Genomic DNA, 21074 nt, shown 5'->3' on the forward strand with positions numbered 1-21074 from the left:
AGCCACATCCAGCACCCCCACGGAAGGACGCCCCATGAAGGTCGCCGTCATCGGAGCGCACGGCAAGGTCGGTCGGCTGCTCCTGCCGATCCTCGCGGACCGCGGTGAGCACGCGGCGGGAGTCGTGCGGCGCGAGGAGCAGGTGCCGCTCGTCCGCTCCCTCGGCGCGGAGCCCGTCCTGCTCGACGTGGAGCACGCGTCGACCGAGGAGATCGCCGCGGCGCTCGACGGGTTCGACGCGGTCGTGTGGTCGGCCGGCGCGGGCGGCGGCGCACCGGAGCGCACGTACGCCGTCGACCGGGACGCCGCGATCCGCTCGATGGACGCCGCGGCGTCGGCGGGGGTCCGTCGCTACGTCATGGTGTCGTGGGTCGGCTCCGTCCCCGAGCACGGCGTCCCGGAGGACAGCAGCTTCTTCGCGTACGCCGACGCGAAGCTCGCCGCGGACGACCACCTGCGCGGCACCGACCTCGAGTGGACGATCCTCGGGCCGGGCACGCTCACGGACGACGACCCGACGGGCGCGATCACGGTCCTCGCGGACGACGCCGAGACACCGGAGGGCGCGGCGTCGCAGGTCTCCCGGGCGGACGTCGCGATGGTCGTGACGCAGGTGCTGCGCACGCCCGGGACCGTAGGCCGGTTCGTCCGGTTCACCTCCGGCGACGCGCCGATCCTCGAGGTGTTCGCGGAGTAGCCGGGCACGTCCCGCCCGAGGCCGAGGCCGAGGCCGAGCGCGGGTCGCGGCCGGCCCGAGGTCCCGGGCCCTGCACGAGAACGGCGACCGGGGTCCGTGCGGACCCGGTCGCCGTCCTCGTGCTCACCGCCGTGCGTCAGCCGCAGCTGATCGCGTCGTACGGCACCTCGTACACCTGGTGGCGCGGGTCGCCGTCGTTCCACCGGTACGCGCTGACCGTGGCGCTGCCGGCCTCGACCGACGCCGAGCGGGTGCTGAACGACTGGTACGCGTTCGAGCCGGACCCGACCTTCGTGAACTTCTTCTGGCCGAAGTCCGTGGCGATCCGGACGTCCGCCCACCCGGTCTCGTCGTTCGTCGCGCGCACCGCGACGTACGCCGTGCCGTTCAGGCAGCGGGCCTCGGCCGTGAGCGCCGTGAGCTCCGGGTTGCCCGCGCCGTTGACCGGGAACGTGTCGTCGGCGAGGGCCGCGACCGCGTGGCCGATCGCGCGCGACATGATGTCGAGCGCCGTCGGGTCCACGTTGTCGATCGTGTCCTCGGGAGAGTGGTAGTTCGGGTCGTAGAAGATGCCCTCGGTGCCGCCGAACAGCGCGACCTCCTCGGCGGTCTTCGAGCCGTCGGCGCCGGTGAACAGCCCGGACGCCGGGACGCCGTTGTTGATGAACGCCTGGTAGTCGGAGCGGCCCGAGAACTCGGTGTCGACCCACGGCTGCCCGATCTGGTCGAAGTAGTCCGTGAAGACGGCCTCGGTCTCGGCCGAGCCCTCCGGCACGGGGACCGGGGCCTCGTGCGTCGACTCGTCGGCGTCGTACACGCCGATGATGTAGTTCGGCGAGCCGACCATGTCGAAGTTGAGGTAGGTGGCGATGTCGTCGAGCGCCGCGGGGTCGTTCGCGACGAGGTCGTCGACGTAGTGCGTCGAGCCGACGAGCCCGACCTCCTCCGCGCCCCACCACGCGAACCGCACCGCGTTGTCGGGCCAGCCGTCCTCCTCCGCGGCGGCGGCGAGCTGGACCGCGACCTCGAGGATCGCCATCGAGCCCGACCCGTTGTCGTTGATGCCCGGGCCCTCCTCGACGCCGTCGAGGTGCGCGCCGGCCATGACGACGTTGTTCGCGCGGCCGCCCGGTGTCTGGGCGATGACGTTGAAGGTCTCGAACTCGTCGACGTGGTACTGGTAGTCGTAGGTCGCCTCGGCGGCGGCGCCCCCCTCGAGCGCGGCGAGGATCTCCTGGCCGTCCGACAGCGAGAGCCCGACCGTCGGGACCCACGCGCCCGCGGCACCGAGCGTCGGGTTCAGCGGTTCGTCGACGTTGTTGTAGAGGATCACCGCGACGGCCCCGTCGGCCATGGCGTTCGTGACCTTGATCGAGAAGGCGCACGTGCCGCGGCTGACGAGCGCGACGGCGCCCGTCGCGTCGACGCCGTCCCAGTCCGCGGCGGTGCAGCCGTGGCGCAGGTCGTCGACGGGCTGGACGATCGGCCCCGTGACGCCGTCGTCCGGGGTGGCGGGGGAGAACTCGGCGGCGTACAGGTCATCGGTCGGCTCGACCCCGGCCGCCGTGAGCGACAGGTCGTCCACGACGAGGTCCTCGAACGTGAAGTACTGGCGCTCGGGCGTGTACCCGGCGGCCGTCAGGGCCTCCTCGACGTACACGGCGCTGGCCTCGTACCCGGGGGTCTCGAGCGCGCGGCTGTTGCCGTTCGCGTCGGCGATGGCCTGCAGGTCCACCAGGCGGTCCATGACCGCGTCGCCGGTGACGAGGTCCTCGAGCGGGAGCGGGTCTGCGGCGGCGCGCAGGGCGCCGGCCGGGGCGGCGCCCACCGGCGCGGCGGACAGGACCGCGAGCACGAGGCTCGCGGCGGCTGCGGACGGGACGAACGATCGTGGTCTCACGCATCCTCCTCGGCAGTGGCCCCCGCCGGCCGCCCCCGGTCGTGCCGAGGGGTCAGCCGAGTCGCACACGAGACGCGACGGTGCGAGGACTCGTGTGATCGTGAGCGTAGGCGCTGCCCGGGGCGCCGTCGAGAGGTCGACGGCTCGGGGTCAGGCGGGAGGGCGGCTCAGTGTCGGGTCAGGGGCACTGGCGAGCGTTCGGCGCGGCGGTGAGCACGACCTCGGCGGCGTCGATCGTGAAGGTCCCCGCAGCGGGCTCGTGCTCGCACACCGTCCAGCCGCTCGACCGACCTGCGACGACGTCGCCACGACGCGCGTCGACCACCTGGACCGTCGTCGCTCCCTCGCGCTCGAGCGTGCGTCGCGCCTGCCCGAGAGAGGCCTCGACAAGGTTGGGCATCGTGTAGCCGGGCTCGATGCGGACGCGGACGTCGACGCCCTCGCTCTCCCCGGGGAGCGCCGGGTCCGCCGGGTCGGTGGTCGGGGTGTCGTCCGTCGGCGCGGGCGTCGGCTGGTCGGTGGGCGCGTCCGTCACCGGGCTCGTGGGGCCCGGCGGCGTGGTGGGCCCGCCCGCGCCGGGATCGACCGGCGCACGGCACGCCCCGAGGACGGCGACGACCACGACGGCCGTCACCACGGCACCACTCTGACGCACGACACAACGCACTGCTGCCCCCCGGCATCGGTGGGCGCCGCCCCCTGCGGCTCCCACGTCGAGCGTACGGGACGATTGCCCCCGGCGATCGAGAGCCGGGGTGTTTCAGGCGGACCTGTCCGCGATGTCCGTGCGGTCGGTGGCCGCACGGGCCGCACCGGGGCCCTTCTTGGGGGGCCGGATCGTCGGCACGTCGCCCACGATGGGGATGGGCCGGCGGTGGAACGGGAAGCCGTACCGCGTGACCAGGCCCGCGAGCGTCGTCAGGCGGTTGCGCGGTCCGATGAGGCCCATGATGTGCACGAACAGCCAGGCCAGCCAGGCGACCCCGCGCGTGAGCCGGACCTTCCCGACGACCTCGGCGATCGCTGCGCGCCGCCCGATGACGGCCATGGTGCCCTTGTCGAAGTAGTGCAGGGGCGCCGTCGGGCGCCCGTCGACGAGGGCCCGGATGTTGCGCGCGACCTGCGTGCCGGACTGGATCGCGGGCTGCGCGAGCTGCGGCAGTCCCGCGGGCGACGCGGCGATGTCGCCCGCCGCGAACACGCCGGGCAGGCCCTCGACCTGCAGGTCGTCGCCCACGACGACGCGACCGCCCTCGCCGCGCGGCAGACCCCAGTCGTCGACCTCCTCGTGCGGGTGCACGCCCGCGGACCAGACGGTGAGGTCGGAGCGGATGCGCGTGCCGTCGGTGAGCACGACGGCGTCGGGCAGGACCTCTGCGACGCCGGCCCCGAGGTGCAGGCTCACGTCGCGACGCCGCAGCTCCTCGGCGGCGTAGCGGCGCAGCCGCGGGTCGAAGGACTTGAGCACCTCGGCGCCGCGCTGGACGATCTTCACCTCGAACGCGTCGCCGTGGATCTCCGGGTACGCGGGCCGCAGCCCGGCGGTGCGCAGCTCGGCGAGCGCCCCGGCGACCTCGACGCCCGTCGCGCCGCCGCCCACGACCACGACCCGCAGCCCGTCGTCGGTGCCCGGCGTCGACGCCGCCTTCTCGAGCCGGACGAAGAGCGTGTCGCGGATCTTCATCGCCTGGGACCGCGAGTACATGGGGAACGAGTTCTCCTTGGCGCCCGGGGTGCCGAAGAAGTTCGCGGTGACGCCGTTGGCGAGCACGAGGTAGTCGTAGCCGACCCACTCGTCGTTGAGGAGCCGGATCCGCCGGCCCTCGTGGTCGATGCCGACGAGGTGCTCGTGCACGACCCGCACGTTCTTCTGCTTGAGCCGCAGGCCGCGCAGGAAGTACGTGACGTCGCCCGGGTTCAGGCCGCCCGTCGCCACCTGGTAGAGGAGCGGCTGGAACGTGTTGTAGACGCGGCGGTCGACGAGCGTGACGCGCACGGGGGCCTTCGCGAGCTCCTTGACCACGGCGAGACCGGCGAACCCGGCGCCGACCACCACGACGTGCGGCAGGGCGGTGGGTGGGGCGGACTCGGGCACGGGGCCTCCTCAGGGCGACGGGTGGTGGGGCCCGACGGCGCCCGCCACCTGCGTCGCGGACGTCGCCGACGACGCCAGTCAGGTTACGGCGGCCGCGCGCCGCCCCGGCGAGGGGGGGGCGCCCGCCGTCAGCCGCGGTGGCGCTCGACGTCGTCGCGGCCGAGGAGGTCCTCGCGCACGACGCGGCGCAGGACCTTGCCGATCTGCGAGCGCGGGAGCTCCGGCACGACGGCGAGCGTCCGCGGCAGCGCGTACCGGGCGAGGCGCTTCTCGCCCCACTCCCGGACCGCGGCGAGGTCGACGCGCGGCGGCGACCCGCCGTCGTCGGCCCCGACCGGACCGCCGGGCGCCTCGTCCAGGACGAGGACGGCCGCCACCTGCTCGTCCGAGCCCGTCCCGGGCAGGCCCACGACCGCGACGTCGCGCACGCCGGGCATCTGCCGCAGGTGCTCCTCGACCTGCGACGGGTACACCTTGAACCCGCCGGTGACGATCATCTCCTTGATGCGGTCGACGAGCGTGACCGTGCCGGCGTCGGGACCGTCCAGCGGCACCTCGACGACGTCGCCCGTGCGCAGCCAGCCGTCGTCGAGGAGCTGGCCCGCGGTCTCGTCGGGGCGCTGCCAGTAGCCCTGGAAGACCTGGGGGCCGCGGACGAGGAGCTCGCCCCGGACGGTCGGGACGCCGCCGTCCGGCGTGGTGGGCTCCGCGTCGCGCAGGTCGCCCGCGTCGAGCGCCTCGGCGTCGACGACGCGGATGTCGGTGCTCGGGAACGGCAGACCGAGGGTCCCGGGGCGGCGGTCGTCGGAGCAGGGGTTGCCGAGCGCGACCGGTGCCGTCTCCGTCATGCCGTAGCCCTCGATGAGCAGGCCGCCCGTGGCGTCCTCCCAGCGCTGTGCGGTCTCTGCGGTGATCGGCATCGCGCCGGCGAACGCGAGCCGGATCGACGACAGGTCGGCCCGGGGCTCCGCCGCCCGACCCTCGGAGCCGTCGCCGGACGCGGTCCCGGTGGCGGCCGCGACGATCCGGTCGAACATGGGCGCGACGCCGGGCAGGAACGTCGCCGGGCGTCGCTTCTGCGCGGCGACGAACGCCTGCGGGTCGAACTTCGGGAACGCGACGAGCGTCGCGCCGATGCGCGCGGGGAGCGTGAGGCAGAACGTCAGGCCGAACGCGTGGAAGAACGGCAGGACGCCGTAGACGACCTCCGCGCCCTCCGTGAACGCGGCCCACGCCTGGCCCTGCACGACGTTCGCGACGAGGTTGCGGTGCGTGAGGACGGCGCCCTTGGGCGTGCCCGTGGTGCCGCCCGTGTACTGGATGAGCGCGACGTCGTCGGAGGTCGGGTGGGGGAGCGCCGGCGGCAGGCGGCGCGCGCGACGGACGAGGTCGTGCCAGTCCGGGACCCCGGCGGGGACCGGGCCGCGCAACGCGTCGCGCTGGGCGCGGGCGCGCGCCACGGGCAGGCGCAGGGCCAGCCGTGACGCGGTGGGCAGGTCGCGTGCCAGGTCGACCGCGACGACCGTGCGGAGGTCGGGTGCCGCGTGCTCCGAGCCGTCGCGGGCGGCGAGGACCGCGGGCACGGCCTTGGTCCACACGAGGGCGACGCTCGCACCCGAGTCGGCGAGCTGGTGCGCGATCTCGTCCGCGGTGTACGTGGGGTTGTGCTCGACGACGACCGCGCCGAGGCGCAGGACCGCGTAGAACGCCACGACGTGGGCGGTGGTGTTGGGCAGGACGATCGCGACGCGGTCACCGCGCCGCACGCCGAGGTCGTGGAGGGCGCCGGCCGCGCGCTCCACCTCGGCGGCGAGATGCGCGTAGGTGGTCGTCGCGCCGAAGAAGTCGACCGCGACGCGCGCGGGCCAGCGGCCCGCGGCTGCGGTGAGGGCAGCGGTGACCGGCTCGTCGGGGATCTTCACGTCGGCCGGGACGCCCGGTGCGTAGCGGGACGTCCACGGCTTCGTCGCCAGCATGTTCACTACGCCACCGTAACCTACGGTTGCGTAGGTTCTGTGAGGCCCTCGTGCCCGCTCCTCAGGCGGGGTACCAGCGCGCGCCCCACCGGCGGGTCAGGCGGCGGTCCGACGCCGCCGCGAGGGTCCGCACGCCGGCCTCCACCGCACGCGCCACCGCGTGCGCCGCCTCGTCTCCGTCGGCGAGGAAGCGCACGGTGATGCGCGCCTCACCGCGCACGACGCCGACGTCGTACGCCTCGACGGTCGTGCGCTCGCGGCCGGCGGCGACGGCGGCGGGCAGGACGGACTCCGGGTCGGCGCCGGGGTGCAGCAGCCCGACGGCGAGCGTGACGCGGTAGGAGGGCACGGGCGCTCTCCGTCAGCCGAGCGCCGGCAGGCCGGCCTCGTCGCACGGGTCGAGCGCGACCGGGCCGGACAGGTCGAGGCGCACGACGTCGCCGTCCGCGGTCACGCGGACCGACCACCCGGCGGGGTCCTCGGCCTCGACGTACGCCGACCCCCCGTGCTCCGGGTGCACGACGTCCGAGGGCGCACCGAAGCCGTGCTCCTCGAGCGTGGAGGCGATCGCGTCGGGAACCTCCTCGAGCAGGTCGTAGGACGCCGAGCCCTCGCGCGTCGCGTGGGAGTCCAGGAGGAAGACGACGCAGCGGCCGTCCTCCTGCCCCGTCGCGGTGGGGACGTGGTCGTCGGCCCAGCCGTCGGCGCCGAGCACGCCGTCGACGTCGGCGCGGAGGGCCCGACCCGCCTCCGCGTAGGACGTGAGCGCGTCCGGCGGGGGTGCGGGTTCCGACGGTTCGGCGCCGCCACCGCACGCGGCCACCGCCCCGAGCAGGCCGAAGGAGAGGACCGGGCCGCCCGCGCGTCGTGCGGCGCTCACGACGCGGAGAGCACGGCGACGAGGAAGTCTGCGTCGGGGGACCACGGACGCAGGTCCCACGTCGAGAGGGCGAGGTCGAGCTCGGCGAGGTCCCCGACGCGCCAGTCCGGTCCCGGGTGGTCGGTGCGAGCGGCGTCGACGAGCACCGGGTCGACGTCCACGCCGACCACGACGTGCCCCCGCGCCGCGAGCTCCGCCCCCACCCGGCCCGGACCGCACCCTGCGTCGAGCACGCGCGAGCCGCGCGGCAGCATCGCGTCGACGAGCCGCGCCTCGCCCGCGAGGTCGGCGCCGTCGGCGGCCATGCTGCGGAACCTCTCGACGTACCAGGTGGAGTGGGACGGGTCGGCGGCGACCTTCTGCTCCCAGCGGGAGGGACGGGCGGTGCTCATTCCCCGACGGTACCCGGGCTGCGACAATCCGAGGATGAGCACCACGACCACCGCCCCCGTGACCGATCTCGCGTCGTCCGCCCCGACCGGTGCGCTGCTCGCCGTGTGCCGCGTGCACGCGCTCCTGCCGGACGCCGGCCCTATCGGTGTCACGGCGATCGACAAGAGACCCGTCGACGGGCCCGTCAAGGTGCGCCGCCTCGGGCTCTACGCCGACGTGCAGGCCGACCGCGCCGACCACGGCGGCGAGGAGCAGGCCGTGTACGCGTACGGGCAGGACGACGCCGAGTGGTGGGCCGGCGAGCTCGGGCGCGAGGTCACGCCGGGCCTGTTCGGCGAGAACCTGCGCGTGCAGGGCATCCCGGTGAGCGGCGCCGTCGTGGGCGAGCGGTGGTCCGTCGGCACGGCGCTGCTCGAGGTCACCCTCCCGCGGACGCCGTGCGCGACGTTCGCGCGCTACCTGGGCGAGGAGAGGTGGGTCAAGCGGTTCGCCGTCGCGAACCGGACGGGCGCGTACCTGCGGGTCGTGCGCACCGGCGAGCTCCGCGCGGGCGACGCCGTGACCGTCTGCTACCGGCCGGAGCACGGCGTGACGCTCCAGGACTGGTTCGGCGCGTGGACCGGCCGCGGGGCCGACCCGGAGCGTGCCGCCGACATCGCCCGGCGCCTCCTCGCGGCCCACCTCGGCGGCGACACGACCCTCGCGGACGAGCTGCGCGAGCGTGCCGAGATCGCCGCCGGCCACGGCGTGGACGACTGAGGCGCCCAGCCGACCGCGGCTACCCTTCGTCACGTGCAGGCCACGTCACCCGCGTCCGTCGTCCGTGATCTCCGGCCGCTCCTCCGTGAGGGGGTGCGCGGGCGGCTGTCGCTGGCCGCGGAGAGGCTGTGCGCCGTCGTCGCCGGCCCGGCGGCGGTCGGCTCCGACGCGTGGTGGGACGAGGTCGCCCGGATCGGCACGCCGCTGCGCGTCCCCGGCCCGGGGACGACCGACCTCACGCTCTTCCTCCACCGGGACGCTCACGCCGCCGCCGTGTACGTCGACGTCCAGCCGTTCGCCGACCGCTCGCACCTCGCCGACGGTCTCATGGAGCACGTGCCCGGGACCGACGTGTGGTGGGCGGCGTTCGCGACCGGTCCGCAGTGGGTCTCCGGGTACGGCTTCCTCCCGCTCGACGAGGAGCCGGTCGCCCCGGGCGGCAGGGACGACGCGGCGACGCGCGCCTGGTGGCTCGACCTCCTGGGGCGATCCGTCCACGACGTGCTCAACCCGTCGCCGTCGTACCGGGGTCTGCGGGGCGAGGCCCGCTCGGTCGCCCGCGGCCCGCGCGCGCCCCGCCCGCCCGCACTGCCCGACGGCGCGCCGCCCGGCGTCCTCGAACGGCGCACCTGGCAGCGGCCCGGCGCGGGCGCCTACCCCGTGTGGACGTACGTGCCGCCGGGCTCGGGCCACGCGCCGGCCGGGTTCCCGGTGGCAGGCCGGCGCGAGCTGCCGCTCGTCGTGCTGCACGACGGCCAGGTCTGGGCCGAGCAGCTCGACGCCCGCTCGCTGTTCGACGCCCTCGTCGCGCACCGCACGGTGACACCGTTCGTCGCCGTGCTCGTGGGTTCCCTGACCCGGGCCGAGCGCGGACGGGACCTGCCCGACAGCACGGCGTACTACGACGACCTCGCCGACCACCTGCTGCCCGAGGTCACGCGGCACCTCGCCGACCGCGGGGTCCGCCTCACGCGCGACCCCGCCCTGACCGTCGTGGCCGGGCAGAGCTTCGGCGGTCTCGCGGCGCTCCAGGAGGTGCGGCACCGTCCGGACCGGTTCGGGAACGCCCTCGCGCAGTCAGGATCGCTGTGGTGGCCCGACCTCGACGACGCGTCGGCGCGCGACGTCGCCGGCTGGCTCCGGACCGCGGGCCCGCGCACGGGCCGCACGGTGCTGCAGGTCGGGGCCCACGAGGGGACGATCACGGACGCGAACCGCGAGGTGCGGGACCTGCTGCGCGGCCGGCGCGAGCACGTGGTCCTCACCGAGGTCGACGGCGGTCACGACTGGGCGTGGTGGCACGCGTGCCTCGGCACCGGGCTGGCGGAGGTCCTCGGCCCGCCGAAGGGGACGGGATGGTCGCGCTGAGCGTCCGTCGTGCTCGGCGCGCGGGACGGTCCCGCTGAAGGTCAGCCGTGCTCGGCGCGCGGGATGCGCGGCGCGCGAGGGCCCCGGGGGCCGCGCGGCGGCTCGTTCGGCGGCCACTCGCCGTCGTCGGAGCCGTCGTCGGCGCTGAAGAGGAGGTCGTGCAGGCGCACCTGGACGGTCTCGACGTCGGGGACGTCGTGCAGCTCGAGGCCCGGCTTGTCGGTGGCGTCGGAGATGACGAGCGTCCCGCACCCGAAGAGCCGGTCGATCGGGCCCTTCTCGTAGTTGACGTCGTTGATGCGGTAGAGCGGGATGTCGCGGCCGGTGCGCGTGATGATGCCCGTGCGCAGCGAGATGCGCTTGTTGGTCACCGTGTACTCGGTGGTGCGCCAGCGCAGCCACGGCACGAAGACCCAGATCACGGCCGCGACGAGCGCGACGCCGGCGATCACCCAGCGCACGACCGGGTCCGGGACGAGGACGACCGCGACGACGACCGCCGCGACGAGGAGGGCCAGCAGCGCGAGGGGCCAGAACAGCGCCTTCGCGTGCTCCTTGAGCTCCATGACGACGTGCTCACCCTCGGTGAGGTGCTTCTCGCTCAGTCCCATGGGGAGCATGGTGCCACCTCGTGACGCGCCGGCCCAGGGCGTCCCACACCTGTGGACCGCGCCGCGAGGTCAGCCGTTCGCGGGCAGGTTCCAGCCCTCGATCGTGCGCAGACCGTGGCCGTACCCGAGCAGGCAGATCGTGGCCGTGCCGAGCTCCAGGCGTGCGCCCAGCCCGGGCTCGACGCCGAGCCACACGGTCGCGAGGACGCGCAGCACGTGCCCGTGGGCGAACAGCACGACGTCGTCGCCGTCGCGCAGCGTCGGCTCCACCCGGGCGAGGACCCGGGCGCAGCGCGCGGCCACGTCGTCGAGCGCCTCGCCGCGGTGACCGTCGGGCGAGGAGAGCACGTTGACCCCGTCGCGGAACACGAGCCACTCGCGTCCGAGCTCGGCGGAGATCTCGCGCGTCGTGCGGCCCTCCACCGGCCCGTAGTCCCACTCGACGAGGTCGTCGTCCGTCGGCACGTCGGCGAACCCCGCGAGGTCGGCCGTCCGTCGCGCCCGCTGCCGGGGGCTCGCGAGCACGACGGCGGGGCGTCGCCCGCGCTCGTCGGCCCACCGCTGCAGCCACACGCCCGCCGCGACGGCCTGCTGCTCGCCCGCGACGGTGAGCGGGATGTCGCTGCGGCCGGTGTGCCTGCCCGTCGCGCTCCACTCGGTCTCCCCGTGCCGGACGAGCACGAGCTGGGGGTCGGGTGCGGTGTCGTTCGCAGTCACGGGGGGCCTTCCTGCTCGGGGTCCGAGGGTCTCGGGCCTCCCAGCAGGATCCCCCGCGGTCCCCGTGGGCGCGCGGCGGGCAGCGCGGAGGGACGGTCCGGCGTCAGTCCGGGACGCCGTCGACCCCGTTGACCGCGAGGAACACGACGAGCGCGGCGAGGAGCACGACGGCGATCCCGGTCGCGACGAGCAGGACGGTGCGAGGGCGGACGCGCAAGGCTGGGCTCCGGTCGGTGTCGTTGTCGGTGTCTGTGTCTGTGTCCGTGTGTGTCTGGCGGGCCGGTGTGGGCGGCTCGTCCTAGTGTCGCGCAGGTCGAGCAGCTCCACGGTGAGGAGAAGGACGATGGCGCGCGAAGGCGGCGGCACGGACGGCATTGACGGTACTGACGGCACGGACGGCGCTCGGGCCACGGATCAGGACGAGCACACGTACGGCAGCCCGGAGTTCGACTGGTCGGTCCTCGAGGTCCCGACCGCGGCAGCCGTCGTGCGGGGCCAGCTCGGGTTCTCCTGGCTCGTCCTCGCGGACCGCCTCGCGACCGTGACGCAGGCCGAGCTCGAGTGGGAGCCGGGACCCGACGCGCTGCGGGTCGTGCGGCGCGGGGAGGAGCGCGCGCCCCGGACGCTCGGGCCGGGGGAGTGGGTCATGGAGTGGCCGGCAGGTCCGGAGTCGGCGCAGCCCCGCACGATCGCGTGGCTCGTCGCGCACCTCACGGAGGCGTTCTTCGAACGCTGGGAGTGGACGTTCGGCGACCACGAGCGGCGGCGCGACGCGGTGCCGTTCTCGGGCGAGGTGGGTCCTGCCGTCGACGGGCTGCGCCGCGGGGTGGACCGCTGGCGCGAGGGCGTCGAGGCGCTGCCCGACGACGAGATGTTCACGGTCGGCCTGAGCCAGGCCACCCCGATCGACGCGCAGTCCCCGTTCGCCCACCTCGTCGCGCACATGAACCGCGAGCTGATCCACCACGGCGCGGAGATCCTCCTGCTCCAGGACCTGTACCGGGCGTCGCACGTCACAGCGGCGCCGGGGAATCGGTGAGCCTCCTGGACAGTTGAACCGTCACATGACGCAGAACCCCTCGACGGTGAAGATCGACATCTGGTCCGACGTGGCGTGCCCGTGGTGCTACGTGGGCAAACGACGTCTCGAGACGGCGCTCGGGCGCCTCGAGGAGAGCGGCTTCGCGCCGCAGGTCGAGATCGAGTACCACTCGTTCGAGCTGTCCCCCGACACCCCCGTCGACTTCGACGGCACGGAGGTCGACTTCCTCGCCGGGCACAAGGGGATGCCGCGCGAGCAGGTCGAGCAGATGCTCGGTCAGATGACGCAGCTCGCCGCCGCCGAGGGCCTCGCGTACGACTTCGACGCCGTGCAGCACACGAAGACGCTGGCCGCCCACGAGCTGCTGCACCACGCGAAGGCGCACGGCAAGCAGGTCGAGATGAAGGAGCGCCTGCTCAAGGCCTACTTCGAGGAGGGACAGCATGTGGGCCGTCCCGAGATCCTGGCCGACCTCGCCGCCGAGGTGGGTCTCGACCGCGACGAGACCGTCGCCGCGCTCGAGGACGGCCGGTACGCCGACGACGTGCAGGCGGACATCGAGCAGGCCCGCGCCTACGGCATCAACGGCGTCCCGTTCTTCGTCGTCGACGGGCGGTACGGAGTCTCAGGCGCACAGGACCCGGCCGTGTTCGTCCAGGTGCTCGAGCAGGCGGCGGCCGAGGGTGCCGCAGCCTGACAGGCCTGCGACCAGGGCGACGCACGTCACAGGCGGTGCGGTGGAACCGAGACGCGGTATCACCGACACTGGACAGAAGCCCGCACCGCCGCCGGCACCGACTCCCACGTGCACCGGAGCCCGTGAATCCCACGAGGAGGATCTCCCGATGACCGACACCACGCTCTTCCACTCCATCGCCAACCCGCGCCGCACGACCCTCATGACCGTGTCCGCCGCGGAGGCCGCGGCGCCCCACCACGAGGACGCCCAGACGTTCACGATGGTCGGCTCCGACGACGCCGGCGCGTGCGTCGACGGGGTGTGCGCGCTGCCCGAGTGACGGGTGGGGCGGCCGGTCAGTTCTGCCGGTGGTCCTGGATCGAGAGCTTCGGTCCGCGGCGCGGGGGTCGCGCGCGCCCGGAGATCTCGAGCAGCCGCACGACGCGGTAGCGGTGCGGCGCGTAGGGGGCGAGGAGCTCGAGCATGCGGTCGTCGTCGACGCGCTCGCCGACGAGCACCCACCCCACCGCCTTCGACAGGTGGTAGTCGCCGACCGACACCGAGTCGGCGTCGCCGAGCGCGCGCTGCGCGACCTCGGCCGCCGTCCAGACGCCGACTCCCGGGACGAGCCGTAGCCGTGCGTGCGCTGCGGGCGCCCCGTGGGCGTCGAGCACGTCGGCGCACTCCTCGAGCCGTCGCGCGACCTGCGCCGCCGCGCGCACGGTCCGCGCGCGTCCCGGGTCCACCCCGGCCCGGTGCCACTCCCAGCTCGGGATGCCCACCCAGGTGGCGGCGTCGGGCACGACGAGCATCCCCACCCCGCCCGCGGGACCGGGGGCGGGCTCGCCGTACCGGCGCACCAGCGAGATCCAGGAGCGCCACGCGACGACGGTCTGCACGCGCTGCTCGAGGATCGCGGGCACGAGCGCCTCGAGGACGCGTCCGGTCCGGGGCACGCGCAGACCGGCCGCGCGGCGGTGGACGTCGTGGAGCGAGGGCGGCGGGACGAACCCGGACGCGTCGTCGTGCTCGCCCAGGAGGGCCGGGAGCCCGTCGAGCGCCTCCTCGGCGCCGGGGCCCCACGCGTGGCAGACGACGTCGCGCGGCCCCGCCTGGACGAGGCAGCACGTGACGGGTCCGGACGCGAGACGGCTCGTCCGCCAGACCTCGCCGGACGGCGACACGCGGACGGTCGGGTCGTAGGGCCCGCGCCGGAGCCGGGCGAGCGTGAGGTGGAGGTCGACCGGCCGGTCGGAGGTGAGGCGTCGGGCGCGGGGCTCATCCGTGCCGAGCACGGGATCGGCCACCGGTTCCGGCCGAGAACGGTCGACAGGCCCGTGCTCGGCGGGCTCCAGGCCCGTGCTCGGCGCGACGGTCACCGTTCCATGGTCGCACCCGCCCCCGACGCCCGAGCACGACGCTGCTCGCTGCCGAGCACGACATGGAGGTCGTTCTCGCCGGGATGACGACCCTCAGGTCGTTCTCGGCGGGGCGGAAGATCAGTCGAAGAGCGTGTCCATGCCCCAGTCGGGGGCCGCCGCACCAGCCTTCGTCGCAGCCGTCGCAGCCGTCGCAGCCGTCGCAGCCGTCGCGGCGGACGACGGCGCGGCTCGCCCGGGAGCGGCGGTGGGGTCGCCGAGCTCGGGGACGAGGGTCCCGTCGAGGTCGCCGCGACCGGCGGCCCAGTCCTGGGCGGCGAGGCCGGCGAGCTGGTCCGCGCGCTCGTTGAACGGGTCGCCCACGTGGCCGCGGACCCAGCGGAAGCGCACCGGCCCGGCACGCTCCGTGATCGCCCGGTCGATGGCCTGCACGAGCTCGAGGTTCTTCACCGGCTGACCGCCGGCGGTCCGCCAGCCCTTGCGCTTCCACGCGACGACCCACTCCGACGCGCACTTGATCGCGTACTGGGAGTCGGACTCGATGAGCAGCGGCTCGGCACCCGGGTGCGAGCGGACGGCTTGGAGGAGGGCCGTGAGCTCGGCGACCTGGTTGGTCCCGCTCACGGCACCGCCGGAGTCGAACGACCCGTCGTGGTTGATCCACGCCCATCCGATCGCCCCGCCGGGGTTGACCAGGCACGAGCCGTCGGTGCTGACAGTGATCACTGCGCTCCTCGATCCACTGTGCTCCTCGATCACGGACGTCCCCGTCCGCGGGCTGCGGCGCGGGGAGGCGAATGCGTCGGGGCACATTGTCTCCCGTCCGGGGACGACGTCGTGCACGCGTCCGGCGTCGAGGTCGACGGGCCCCGAGGGACCTGCCGTCCCGTCCCGCGGCACGACGTCGGGGACCCCGGTTCTCCCGCGGCACGGTCGGGGTCGCCTCAGGGGAGAACCGGGGGGATACCCCATGGTGGGAGGCAGGGCCGGTCGTCGAGGGTGGGGACATGGTCACGTGGGTGGGAGAGCTGTGGGGACAGGTCGAGTCATGGTTGCTCGCGCTCGTCGACTCCGTGTGGGCGCTGCCGACGCTCTTCGCGACGACCGCGGCCGACGGGTTCTTCCCGCCGATCCCCGGCGAGACGGTCATCGTCATGCTCGCGGTCGGGGCGCAGTCGGGCGGCGGGGTGGCCTGGGGGCTCGTCCTGCTCGTCGCGGCGCTCGGCGCGTGGTGCGGTGACCAGCTCGCCTACGCGCTCGGTCGCGCGCTCGGGACACGGGCGCTCCCCGCCCTGCGTGGCTCCCGCGGGCAGCGCACCGTGGGCTGGGCGGCACGAGCGCTCGACCGTCGCGGCGCGTCCGTCGTCCTGGCGGCGCGGTTCGTGCCCGTCGGGCGGACGGCGGTCAACGTCACGGCCGGTGCGGTGGGCTTCTCGCGGCGGCGCTTCATGGGACTCTCGGCGGTCGCGTCCGTGGTGTGGTCCGCGTACTCCGTCGCGGTCGGCACGCTCGCGGCCGCCTGGCTCGGCGACAGCCCGCTCCTGGCCGTGGTCGTCGGTGTCGTCGGGGGAGTGCTCGTCGGCGTCGTCGTCGACGCGGTGGTCCGGGTCCGCGCCGCCCGCCGGGAACGGTCCGTACTGACGTCGGGCGTCACGAACCCGGACCCGTCGCCGTCTGATCGCGAGGCGGCTCTGGTCTCGTGCTCCGCTCCGGCGAGGTAGTACCCCGGTCTGAAGACCGCGGTACTACCTCGCGGACCGGGGTGCTACCTCGCGGGAGAGGCGGTGCAGGTCAGGAGACGCCGAGCAGGTCGATGACGAAGATCAGCGTCTTGCCGGACAGGCGGTGGCCGCCGCCGGCGGGGCCGTAGGCGAGCTCCGGCGGCACGACGAGCTTGCGGCGCCCGCCCACCTTCATCCCGGGGATGCCCTGCTGCCAGCCCGCGATGAGGCTGCGCAGCGGGAAGTTGATCGACTGGCCGCGGTTCCACGACGCGTCGAACTCGTCGCCGGTCTCGTACTCGACGCCGAGGTAGTGGACGTCGACGGTCGAGCCGGGGGTGGCCTCCGGTCCGTCGCCGACGACGACGTCCTCGACGACGAGCTCGGTGGGTGCGGGCCCTTCGGGCGCGTCGATCTCGGGGCGTTCAGGCTGTGTGGTCATGCCGTCGATCCAACCACGTGCCGACGGACGGCGTCAGACGGACACCGCCGTCCCCGTCTTCGGGGAGGCGAAACACCAGGACGCGAAAGATCGCCATCATGGGAGGCATGGCCACCTCCCCCGAGCCGTCGTCCGGCGTGCCCGCAGAACCATCCGCCGGCGTCGCCCCGAGCGCCCGCGACGTGCGCCGGTGGCGCCGGTACCTCGCCGACGAGCGTGCGGAGGCGGCGTCCTACCGTGACCTCGCGAGCCGGCGCAGCGGCGAGGAGCGCGAGATCCTCCTCGCACTGGCCGACGCCGAGAGGCGCCACGAGCAGCACTGGCTCGACCTCCTCGGTGACGACGTCGGGCGGCCGCTGCGCGGCGACTGGCGCACCCGGAGCCTGGGCTCGCTCGCACGGCGCTTCGGTGGCGTGTTCGTCCTCGCGCTCGCGCAGCGGGCCGAGTCGCGGTCGTCGTACGAGACCGACGCGGACGCGACCGCGACGATGGCCGCCGACGAGCGCATCCACGAGGAGGTCGTGCGCGGCCTCGCGACCCGGGGGCGGAACCGCATGTCGGGGACGTTCCGCGCCGCCGTGTTCGGGGCGAACGACGGTCTCGTCTCCAACCTCGCGCTCATCCTCGGCATCGGGGCGTCGGGTGCCTCGAACCAGACCGTCCTGCTCTCCGGGCTCGCCGGGCTCCTGGCCGGGGCGCTGTCGATGGGCGCGGGGGAGTACGTGTCGGTGCGCTCGCAGCGCGAGCTCCTCGACGCGTCGACGCCGAGCCCGCACGCGTCGGCCGCGCTGCCCGACCTCGACGTCGACGCGAACGAGCTCGCGCTGGTCTACCGGGCGCGCGGGATGACTGCGGGCGAGGCCGAGGCGCACGCGTCCGAGGTGCTCTCGACCTACACGGCGCAGACGGAGATCGCGCCCGCCCCCTCGGTCGACGAGCACGAGACCCACGGCACGGCGATCGGCGCGGCCGTGTCGTCGTTCCTCTTCTTCGCGTCGGGTGCGCTCATCCCGGTCCTGCCCTACCTGCTGGGCCTGACGGGAGCGGCGGCTGTGGCGGTCGCCGGCGGTCTCGTCGGGATCGCGCTCCTCGCGACCGGTGCGACGGTCGGCCTCCTGTCCGGCACGTCGCCCGTGACGCGCGGGCTCCGGCAGGTCGCCATCGGGTTCGGCGCTGCGCTCGCCACGTACCTGCTCGGTCGGGTGTTCGGGGCAACGGTCGGGTGAAAATCGGTGCGTCGGGTGGTGTGACCGGCGGCACTCTGCCTACCGTGGCCCGGACCGGTCCTGCGACGGGCCGGCCATGGGGGATCGACACAGGGGACGGTCGTGGACGAGACGCAGGGACAGCAGCGCAGACGCTCCGGCGTCCGCCGCTGGGCGCTGCGTGGCCTGCTGACCCTTGGTGGTGCGGGCCTCGGGCTCGGCCTGGCCGTCGCGACCGCCGGTGGTGCGAGCGCCGCCGAGCGTGACCCGCTGGGCCTCGGCGCCGTCCTCGACCCCGTCACGTCGACGGTGCAGACCGTCGTCGAGCCGGTGGTCGAGCACGTGGTGGAGCCGGTCGCCGCACCGGTCGTGCAGCACGTCGTCGAGCCGGTGGCGCGCGACGTCGTGGCGCCGGTGACCGCACCCGTCGCCCCGGTGGTCGAGGCGGTCGCTCAGCCTGTGGCTCCCGTGGTGGAGCAGGTGGTGGAGCCCGTCGCACCCGTCGTCGACGCCGTGGCCGAGCCGGTCGCTCCGGTGGTGGAGCAGGTGGTGGAGCCCGTCGTCCCGGTCGTCGAGGCGGTGACGGAGCCCGTCGCTCCCGTCGTCCGCCCGGTCGTCGACGCGGTCGAGCCGGTCACCACGCCGGCCCTCGACACCGTGACCGACGTCGTCACCCCCGTGGTCGGCGCTCTCGCGCCGGTCCTCGACCCGGTGCTCGCGGCGACCGCGCCGCTGGCGCCCGTGACCACGCCGGTCCTCGACCTGCTTGCGCCGGTGACCGACGAGCTCGCGCCGATCACCGACCCGGTCCTCGGCCCGATCACCGGGCTCCTCGCGCCGGTCGACCCCCTGGCGCCGCTGCTGCCTCAGGTACCGGGACCCGGTGGCACCGGCCCCGGGACCCCCGGCACGCCAGCGCCGCCGGGAGGCTCGACCTCCCAGCCGCCGGGCGCCTCCGACGCCCCTGCGGCGCCGGGGACCGCCGCCGTCGCCGGACCCCCGAGCGGCGCGCCCGCGTCGTCGTCGGCCGGGGCCGGCGTCTCGCGCTCCTTCGCCGCGCCGGGTTCGCCCGTGACGCAGGACGTCGCCGGCGAGGGCTTCCCGGAGGCCACGGTCGCGACGCCGGCCGGCGCGTCCGGGACCGACGGCGGGCACCACGGCCCCGCGGACGGGGCCCTCGGCACCGCGCCCGCGCCGTCGGGCAGCGTGACCCCGCGCACGGCCGGCGGCGGCGCCGACGCGGCGCTCGGCGCCCACGCGGCCCTGGCGGCCCCCGACTCCTGGACCGTCGTCGTCGACGACGCGCGGTCCGCGCACCCGTCGACCTTCTTCGAGGTCCCGGTCTCTCCTGCCTGAGGCGGTCGCGCCGTGCCCCGAGCACGGCACGCGACCCGGCGCACCGAGCGCCACCACCTCAGACCAGGAAAGAGCACATCATGCACATCTTCTTCCGGCGTGCGCTGCGCACAGCGCTCGTCACAGGCGGCCTGCTGGCCGTCGGGGCCGGAGCGGCCCACGCTGCCGAGGGCGACCTCCTCGGCGATCTCGGGATCGACGTCTCGGTCGACGCTCCGTTGAGCGACGTCGTGGACGTCCTGCCCGACGTCTCGGTCGACGTCCCCGTGGACGTGCCGATCTCTGTGTCCGACGTCGCGGTGGGGGTGGTCGGCGACGCGAGCGTCGCCCCGGCCGAGGCCCCGCCCCGGCGCCCGAGGCGGCCCCCGCACCGGCACCCGAAGCGGCCTCCGCACCGGTGGCCGAGCCCGCGGACGTCGCCGTGGACGTGCCGGTGACCGTCCCGGTGGACGTCTCCGGCGTCGCCGTGGGCGTCCTCGGCGACGCCGCGGTGGAGCCCGCACCGGAGCCTCCGGCTTCGGCTCCCGCTCCGTCGCAGGACGCACCGGCGGAACCGGCCGCAGCAGCTCCCGACGTGGACGTCGACGTACCGGTGACCGTCCCGGTCGACGTGTCCGGTGTCGCGGTGGGTGTCCTCGGCGACGCGACCGTGACGCAGCCCACGACGGGCGGAGGAGCGGGCGCGCCCGCGTCGCCGCCCGCGCAGGGTGAGGCGGGGACCGTCGACGTCGACGCGCCGGTGACCGTGCCGGTAAACGTGTCGGGCGTCGCGGTGGGCGTCCTGGGCGACGCGGTGGTGACCTCCCCGGCGGAGGGCACCGCGGGCGAGACCCCGGCACCCGGCGGCGCGACCACCGACGACAGCTCGTCCGACGTGGACGTCGACGCACCGGTCACGATCCCGGTGGACGTGTCCGACGTGGCGATCGGCGTGGTCGGCGACGCCGTCGTCGGTTCCGGTTCGGGCTCGGGCTCGGGCTCGGGTCCGGGGACGGGCGGCGACGGCGCCACGGGTGACGACGGCGGTCTGCTCGACGAGCTTCTCGGCGCGGGCGGCCTCGTGGACGACCTCCTCGGGAACGGTGACGCTGACGGTGTCCTCGACGGCGTCCTCGGTGACGGTGGTCTGGTCGAGGACCTGCTGGGCGACGACCTGGTCGGCGGCGGGGACACCGGCGGTCTGCTGGACGGGGTCGCCGGTGACGGCGGTCTGCTGGACGGCGTCGTCGGTGACGGCGGTCTGGTCGACGGGCTGCCCGACCTCGACGTCGACCTGCCGGTGACGGTCCCGGTGGACGTCTCCTGCATCGGCGTGGGGCTCCTGGGCGACGCGAGCCTCGCCTGCCCGGCCGCCGTCGTCCCGACCGACCCGACCGACCCGACGGACCCGACGGACCCGACGGACCCGACGGACCCGACGGACCCGGTGGACCCGACGGACCCGACCGACCCGACCGACCCGACGGACCCGACCGACCCGACGACCCCGGGCGGCTCGGGCGGCTCGAACGACTCGGACGGCACGGTGATCCTGGTGCAGTACCCGACCGGCTCGGGGAGCGGTGCCGTGACGACCGGTGGGGTCGGCACGGCGGGTCCGGTGGTCGCCGCGTCGGGGCCGACTGCTCTCGCGACGACGGGCGCCGGCGGTGACGACCTCGGCCTGCTGCTGATGGCCGGCGGGCTCACGCTCGTCGGGCTGGTCATGCGACGCCTGCGCCGCAAGCCGTGGCTCGCGGACCCGGACGCGTACGCCCCGGTGTTCACCGAGCGGGGCTGACCTCACCGATCACGGGACCGCCCGGGCCTCGCGCCCGGGCGGTCTCCGTGGCGCGGTCGCGCAGGACGTGGGCG

The 21074-nt window shown here is 75.0% G+C and carries 23 protein-coding genes; 11 read left to right on the forward strand and 12 right to left on the reverse strand.

Annotated features, from left to right (window positions below):
* Positions 1 to 34: 34 nt before the first annotated feature.
* Positions 35 to 697, forward strand: coding sequence for an SDR family oxidoreductase (locus NFS20_RS00585; RefSeq protein WP_251149817.1), 663 nt, complete (start codon positions 35 to 37; stop codon positions 695 to 697).
* Between the two features lie 136 nt (positions 698 to 833).
* Here NFS20_RS00585 and NFS20_RS00590 read toward each other — a convergent pair whose 3' ends face one another.
* The 7 genes from NFS20_RS00590 to NFS20_RS00620 all read right to left on the reverse strand — a co-directional run bounded on the left by NFS20_RS00590 (position 834) and on the right by NFS20_RS00620 (position 7940).
* Positions 834 to 2597: a M20/M25/M40 family metallo-hydrolase gene (locus NFS20_RS00590; protein ID WP_251149818.1), complete on the reverse strand. Its 1764-nt coding sequence runs from the start codon at positions 2595 to 2597 to the stop codon at positions 834 to 836.
* Between the two features lie 178 nt (positions 2598 to 2775).
* Complete coding sequence (locus tag NFS20_RS00595) at positions 2776 to 3231, reverse strand: PASTA domain-containing protein (RefSeq protein ID WP_251149819.1); 456 nt, start codon at positions 3229 to 3231, stop codon at positions 2776 to 2778.
* Between the two features lie 126 nt (positions 3232 to 3357).
* Entirely contained in the window at positions 3358 to 4692 is a 1335-nt protein-coding gene (locus NFS20_RS00600) for an NAD(P)/FAD-dependent oxidoreductase (protein ID WP_251149820.1), read from the reverse strand.
* A 128-nt stretch (positions 4693 to 4820) separates the two neighbouring features.
* On the reverse strand, positions 4821 to 6668 hold the full coding sequence (locus NFS20_RS00605) for an AMP-binding protein (RefSeq protein ID WP_251150551.1): 1848 nt from the start codon (positions 6666 to 6668) through the stop codon (positions 4821 to 4823).
* 61 nt (positions 6669 to 6729) lie between these two features.
* A complete protein-coding gene (locus tag NFS20_RS00610) occupies positions 6730 to 7017 on the reverse strand; it encodes a hypothetical protein (RefSeq protein WP_251149821.1) in 288 nt (95 codons plus the stop codon).
* Positions 7018 to 7029: 12 nt separating this feature from the next.
* Positions 7030 to 7548 (reverse strand): hypothetical protein, encoded by a 519-nt coding sequence (locus NFS20_RS00615; RefSeq protein WP_251149822.1) that lies wholly within the window; start codon positions 7546 to 7548, stop codon positions 7030 to 7032.
* Positions 7545 to 7940, reverse strand: a complete 396-nt coding sequence (locus NFS20_RS00620; RefSeq protein ID WP_251149823.1) for a class I SAM-dependent methyltransferase — start codon at positions 7938 to 7940, stop codon at positions 7545 to 7547. The genes NFS20_RS00615 and NFS20_RS00620 overlap by 4 nt, the downstream gene beginning before the upstream one ends.
* Before the next feature lie 34 nt (positions 7941 to 7974).
* On the opposite strand from NFS20_RS00620, the gene NFS20_RS00625 reads away from it, so the two are divergent.
* Both NFS20_RS00625 and fes read left to right on the forward strand, forming a co-directional pair.
* On the forward strand, positions 7975 to 8700 hold the full coding sequence (locus NFS20_RS00625; RefSeq protein WP_251149824.1) for an MOSC domain-containing protein: 726 nt from the start codon (positions 7975 to 7977) through the stop codon (positions 8698 to 8700).
* Between the two features lie 33 nt (positions 8701 to 8733).
* On the forward strand, positions 8734 to 10068 hold the full coding sequence (fes, locus tag NFS20_RS00630; protein WP_251149825.1) for an enterochelin esterase: 1335 nt from the start codon (positions 8734 to 8736) through the stop codon (positions 10066 to 10068).
* Between the two features lie 41 nt (positions 10069 to 10109).
* On the opposite strand, the gene NFS20_RS00635 is transcribed toward fes, so the two are convergent.
* Positions 10110 to 10679: a PH domain-containing protein gene (locus NFS20_RS00635; RefSeq protein ID WP_251149826.1), complete on the reverse strand. Its 570-nt coding sequence runs from the start codon at positions 10677 to 10679 to the stop codon at positions 10110 to 10112.
* A 69-nt stretch (positions 10680 to 10748) separates the two neighbouring features.
* Entirely contained in the window at positions 10749 to 11396 is a 648-nt protein-coding gene (locus tag NFS20_RS00640) for a histidine phosphatase family protein (protein WP_251149827.1), read from the reverse strand.
* Between the two features lie 343 nt (positions 11397 to 11739).
* Here NFS20_RS00640 and NFS20_RS00645 point away from each other — a divergent pair, with 343 nt between their 5' ends.
* From NFS20_RS00645 to NFS20_RS00655, 3 genes are all read left to right on the forward strand, one after another.
* The gene (locus NFS20_RS00645; protein ID WP_251149828.1) at positions 11740 to 12435 is read left to right on the forward strand and encodes a DinB family protein; all 696 of its coding nucleotides are present in this window, start codon (positions 11740 to 11742) and stop codon (positions 12433 to 12435) included.
* Positions 12436 to 12460: 25 nt separating this feature from the next.
* Positions 12461 to 13135, forward strand: a complete 675-nt coding sequence (locus tag NFS20_RS00650) for a DsbA family oxidoreductase (protein ID WP_251149829.1) — start codon at positions 12461 to 12463, stop codon at positions 13133 to 13135.
* Positions 13136 to 13283: 148 nt separating this feature from the next.
* Positions 13284 to 13457, forward strand: a complete 174-nt coding sequence (locus NFS20_RS00655; protein WP_251149830.1) for a hypothetical protein — start codon at positions 13284 to 13286, stop codon at positions 13455 to 13457.
* Between the two features lie 16 nt (positions 13458 to 13473).
* Here the strand turns inward: NFS20_RS00655 and NFS20_RS00660 are convergent, their stop codons facing one another.
* A complete protein-coding gene (locus NFS20_RS00660) occupies positions 13474 to 14496 on the reverse strand; it encodes a DNA-3-methyladenine glycosylase family protein (RefSeq protein WP_353050398.1) in 1023 nt (340 codons plus the stop codon).
* Between the two features lie 120 nt (positions 14497 to 14616).
* Positions 14617 to 15222 (reverse strand): ribonuclease H family protein, encoded by a 606-nt coding sequence (locus NFS20_RS00665; protein ID WP_251149831.1) that lies wholly within the window; start codon positions 15220 to 15222, stop codon positions 14617 to 14619.
* Between the two features lie 281 nt (positions 15223 to 15503).
* On the opposite strand from NFS20_RS00665, the gene NFS20_RS00670 reads away from it, so the two are divergent.
* Entirely contained in the window at positions 15504 to 16217 is a 714-nt protein-coding gene (locus NFS20_RS00670; protein WP_251149832.1) for a DedA family protein, read from the forward strand.
* A gap of 70 nt (positions 16218 to 16287) precedes the next feature.
* Here the strand turns inward: NFS20_RS00670 and NFS20_RS00675 are convergent, their stop codons facing one another.
* Positions 16288 to 16659 carry an FKBP-type peptidyl-prolyl cis-trans isomerase gene (locus tag NFS20_RS00675; protein WP_251149833.1) on the reverse strand — a complete coding sequence of 124 codons (372 nt, stop codon included), beginning with the start codon at positions 16657 to 16659 and terminating at the stop codon, positions 16288 to 16290.
* Positions 16660 to 16766: 107 nt separating this feature from the next.
* Here NFS20_RS00675 and NFS20_RS00680 point away from each other — a divergent pair, with 107 nt between their 5' ends.
* The 4 genes from NFS20_RS00680 (at position 16767) to NFS20_RS00695 (ending at position 21000) form a co-directional block, all read left to right on the forward strand.
* On the forward strand, positions 16767 to 17885 hold the full coding sequence (locus NFS20_RS00680; protein ID WP_251149834.1) for a VIT1/CCC1 transporter family protein: 1119 nt from the start codon (positions 16767 to 16769) through the stop codon (positions 17883 to 17885).
* Positions 17886 to 17987: 102 nt separating this feature from the next.
* On the forward strand, positions 17988 to 19220 hold the full coding sequence (locus tag NFS20_RS00685; RefSeq protein ID WP_251149835.1) for a hypothetical protein: 1233 nt from the start codon (positions 17988 to 17990) through the stop codon (positions 19218 to 19220).
* Between the two features lie 80 nt (positions 19221 to 19300).
* A complete protein-coding gene (locus NFS20_RS00690; RefSeq protein WP_251149836.1) occupies positions 19301 to 19657 on the forward strand; it encodes a hypothetical protein in 357 nt (118 codons plus the stop codon).
* Complete coding sequence (locus NFS20_RS00695; RefSeq protein WP_251149837.1) at positions 19654 to 21000, forward strand: hypothetical protein; 1347 nt, start codon at positions 19654 to 19656, stop codon at positions 20998 to 21000. Before NFS20_RS00690 ends, NFS20_RS00695 begins: the two co-directional genes overlap by 4 nt.
* Positions 21001 to 21074 lie beyond the last annotated feature (74 nt).

This window comes from Cellulosimicrobium sp. Marseille-Q4280 (assembly GCF_943181405.1).
Classification (GTDB): Bacteria; Actinomycetota; Actinomycetes; order Actinomycetales; family Cellulomonadaceae; genus Cellulosimicrobium.

Excerpts from the sequence above, each read along its gene's own strand:
- NFS20_RS00585 (WP_251149817.1), top strand. The coding sequence starts at position 35 with ATGAAGGTCGCCGTCATCGGAGCGCACGGCAAGGTCGGTCGGCTGCTC.
- NFS20_RS00605 (WP_251150551.1), bottom strand. The coding sequence starts at position 6,668 with ATGCTGGCGACGAAGCCGTGGACGTCCCGCTACGCACCGGGCGTCCCG.
- NFS20_RS00620 (WP_251149823.1), bottom strand. The coding sequence starts at position 7,940 with ATGAGCACCGCCCGTCCCTCCCGCTGGGAGCAGAAGGTCGCCGCCGAC.
- NFS20_RS00625 (WP_251149824.1), top strand. The coding sequence starts at position 7,975 with ATGAGCACCACGACCACCGCCCCCGTGACCGATCTCGCGTCGTCCGCC.
- NFS20_RS00635 (WP_251149826.1), bottom strand. The coding sequence starts at position 10,679 with ATGGGACTGAGCGAGAAGCACCTCACCGAGGGTGAGCACGTCGTCATG.
- NFS20_RS00645 (WP_251149828.1), top strand. The coding sequence starts at position 11,740 with ATGGCGCGCGAAGGCGGCGGCACGGACGGCATTGACGGTACTGACGGC.
- NFS20_RS00650 (WP_251149829.1), top strand. The coding sequence starts at position 12,461 with ATGACGCAGAACCCCTCGACGGTGAAGATCGACATCTGGTCCGACGTG.
- NFS20_RS00655 (WP_251149830.1), top strand. The coding sequence starts at position 13,284 with ATGACCGACACCACGCTCTTCCACTCCATCGCCAACCCGCGCCGCACG.
- NFS20_RS00670 (WP_251149832.1), top strand. The coding sequence starts at position 15,504 with ATGGTCACGTGGGTGGGAGAGCTGTGGGGACAGGTCGAGTCATGGTTG.
- NFS20_RS00675 (WP_251149833.1), bottom strand. The coding sequence starts at position 16,659 with ATGACCACACAGCCTGAACGCCCCGAGATCGACGCGCCCGAAGGGCCC.
- NFS20_RS00680 (WP_251149834.1), top strand. The coding sequence starts at position 16,767 with ATGGCCACCTCCCCCGAGCCGTCGTCCGGCGTGCCCGCAGAACCATCC.
- NFS20_RS00690 (WP_251149836.1), top strand. The coding sequence starts at position 19,301 with ATGCACATCTTCTTCCGGCGTGCGCTGCGCACAGCGCTCGTCACAGGC.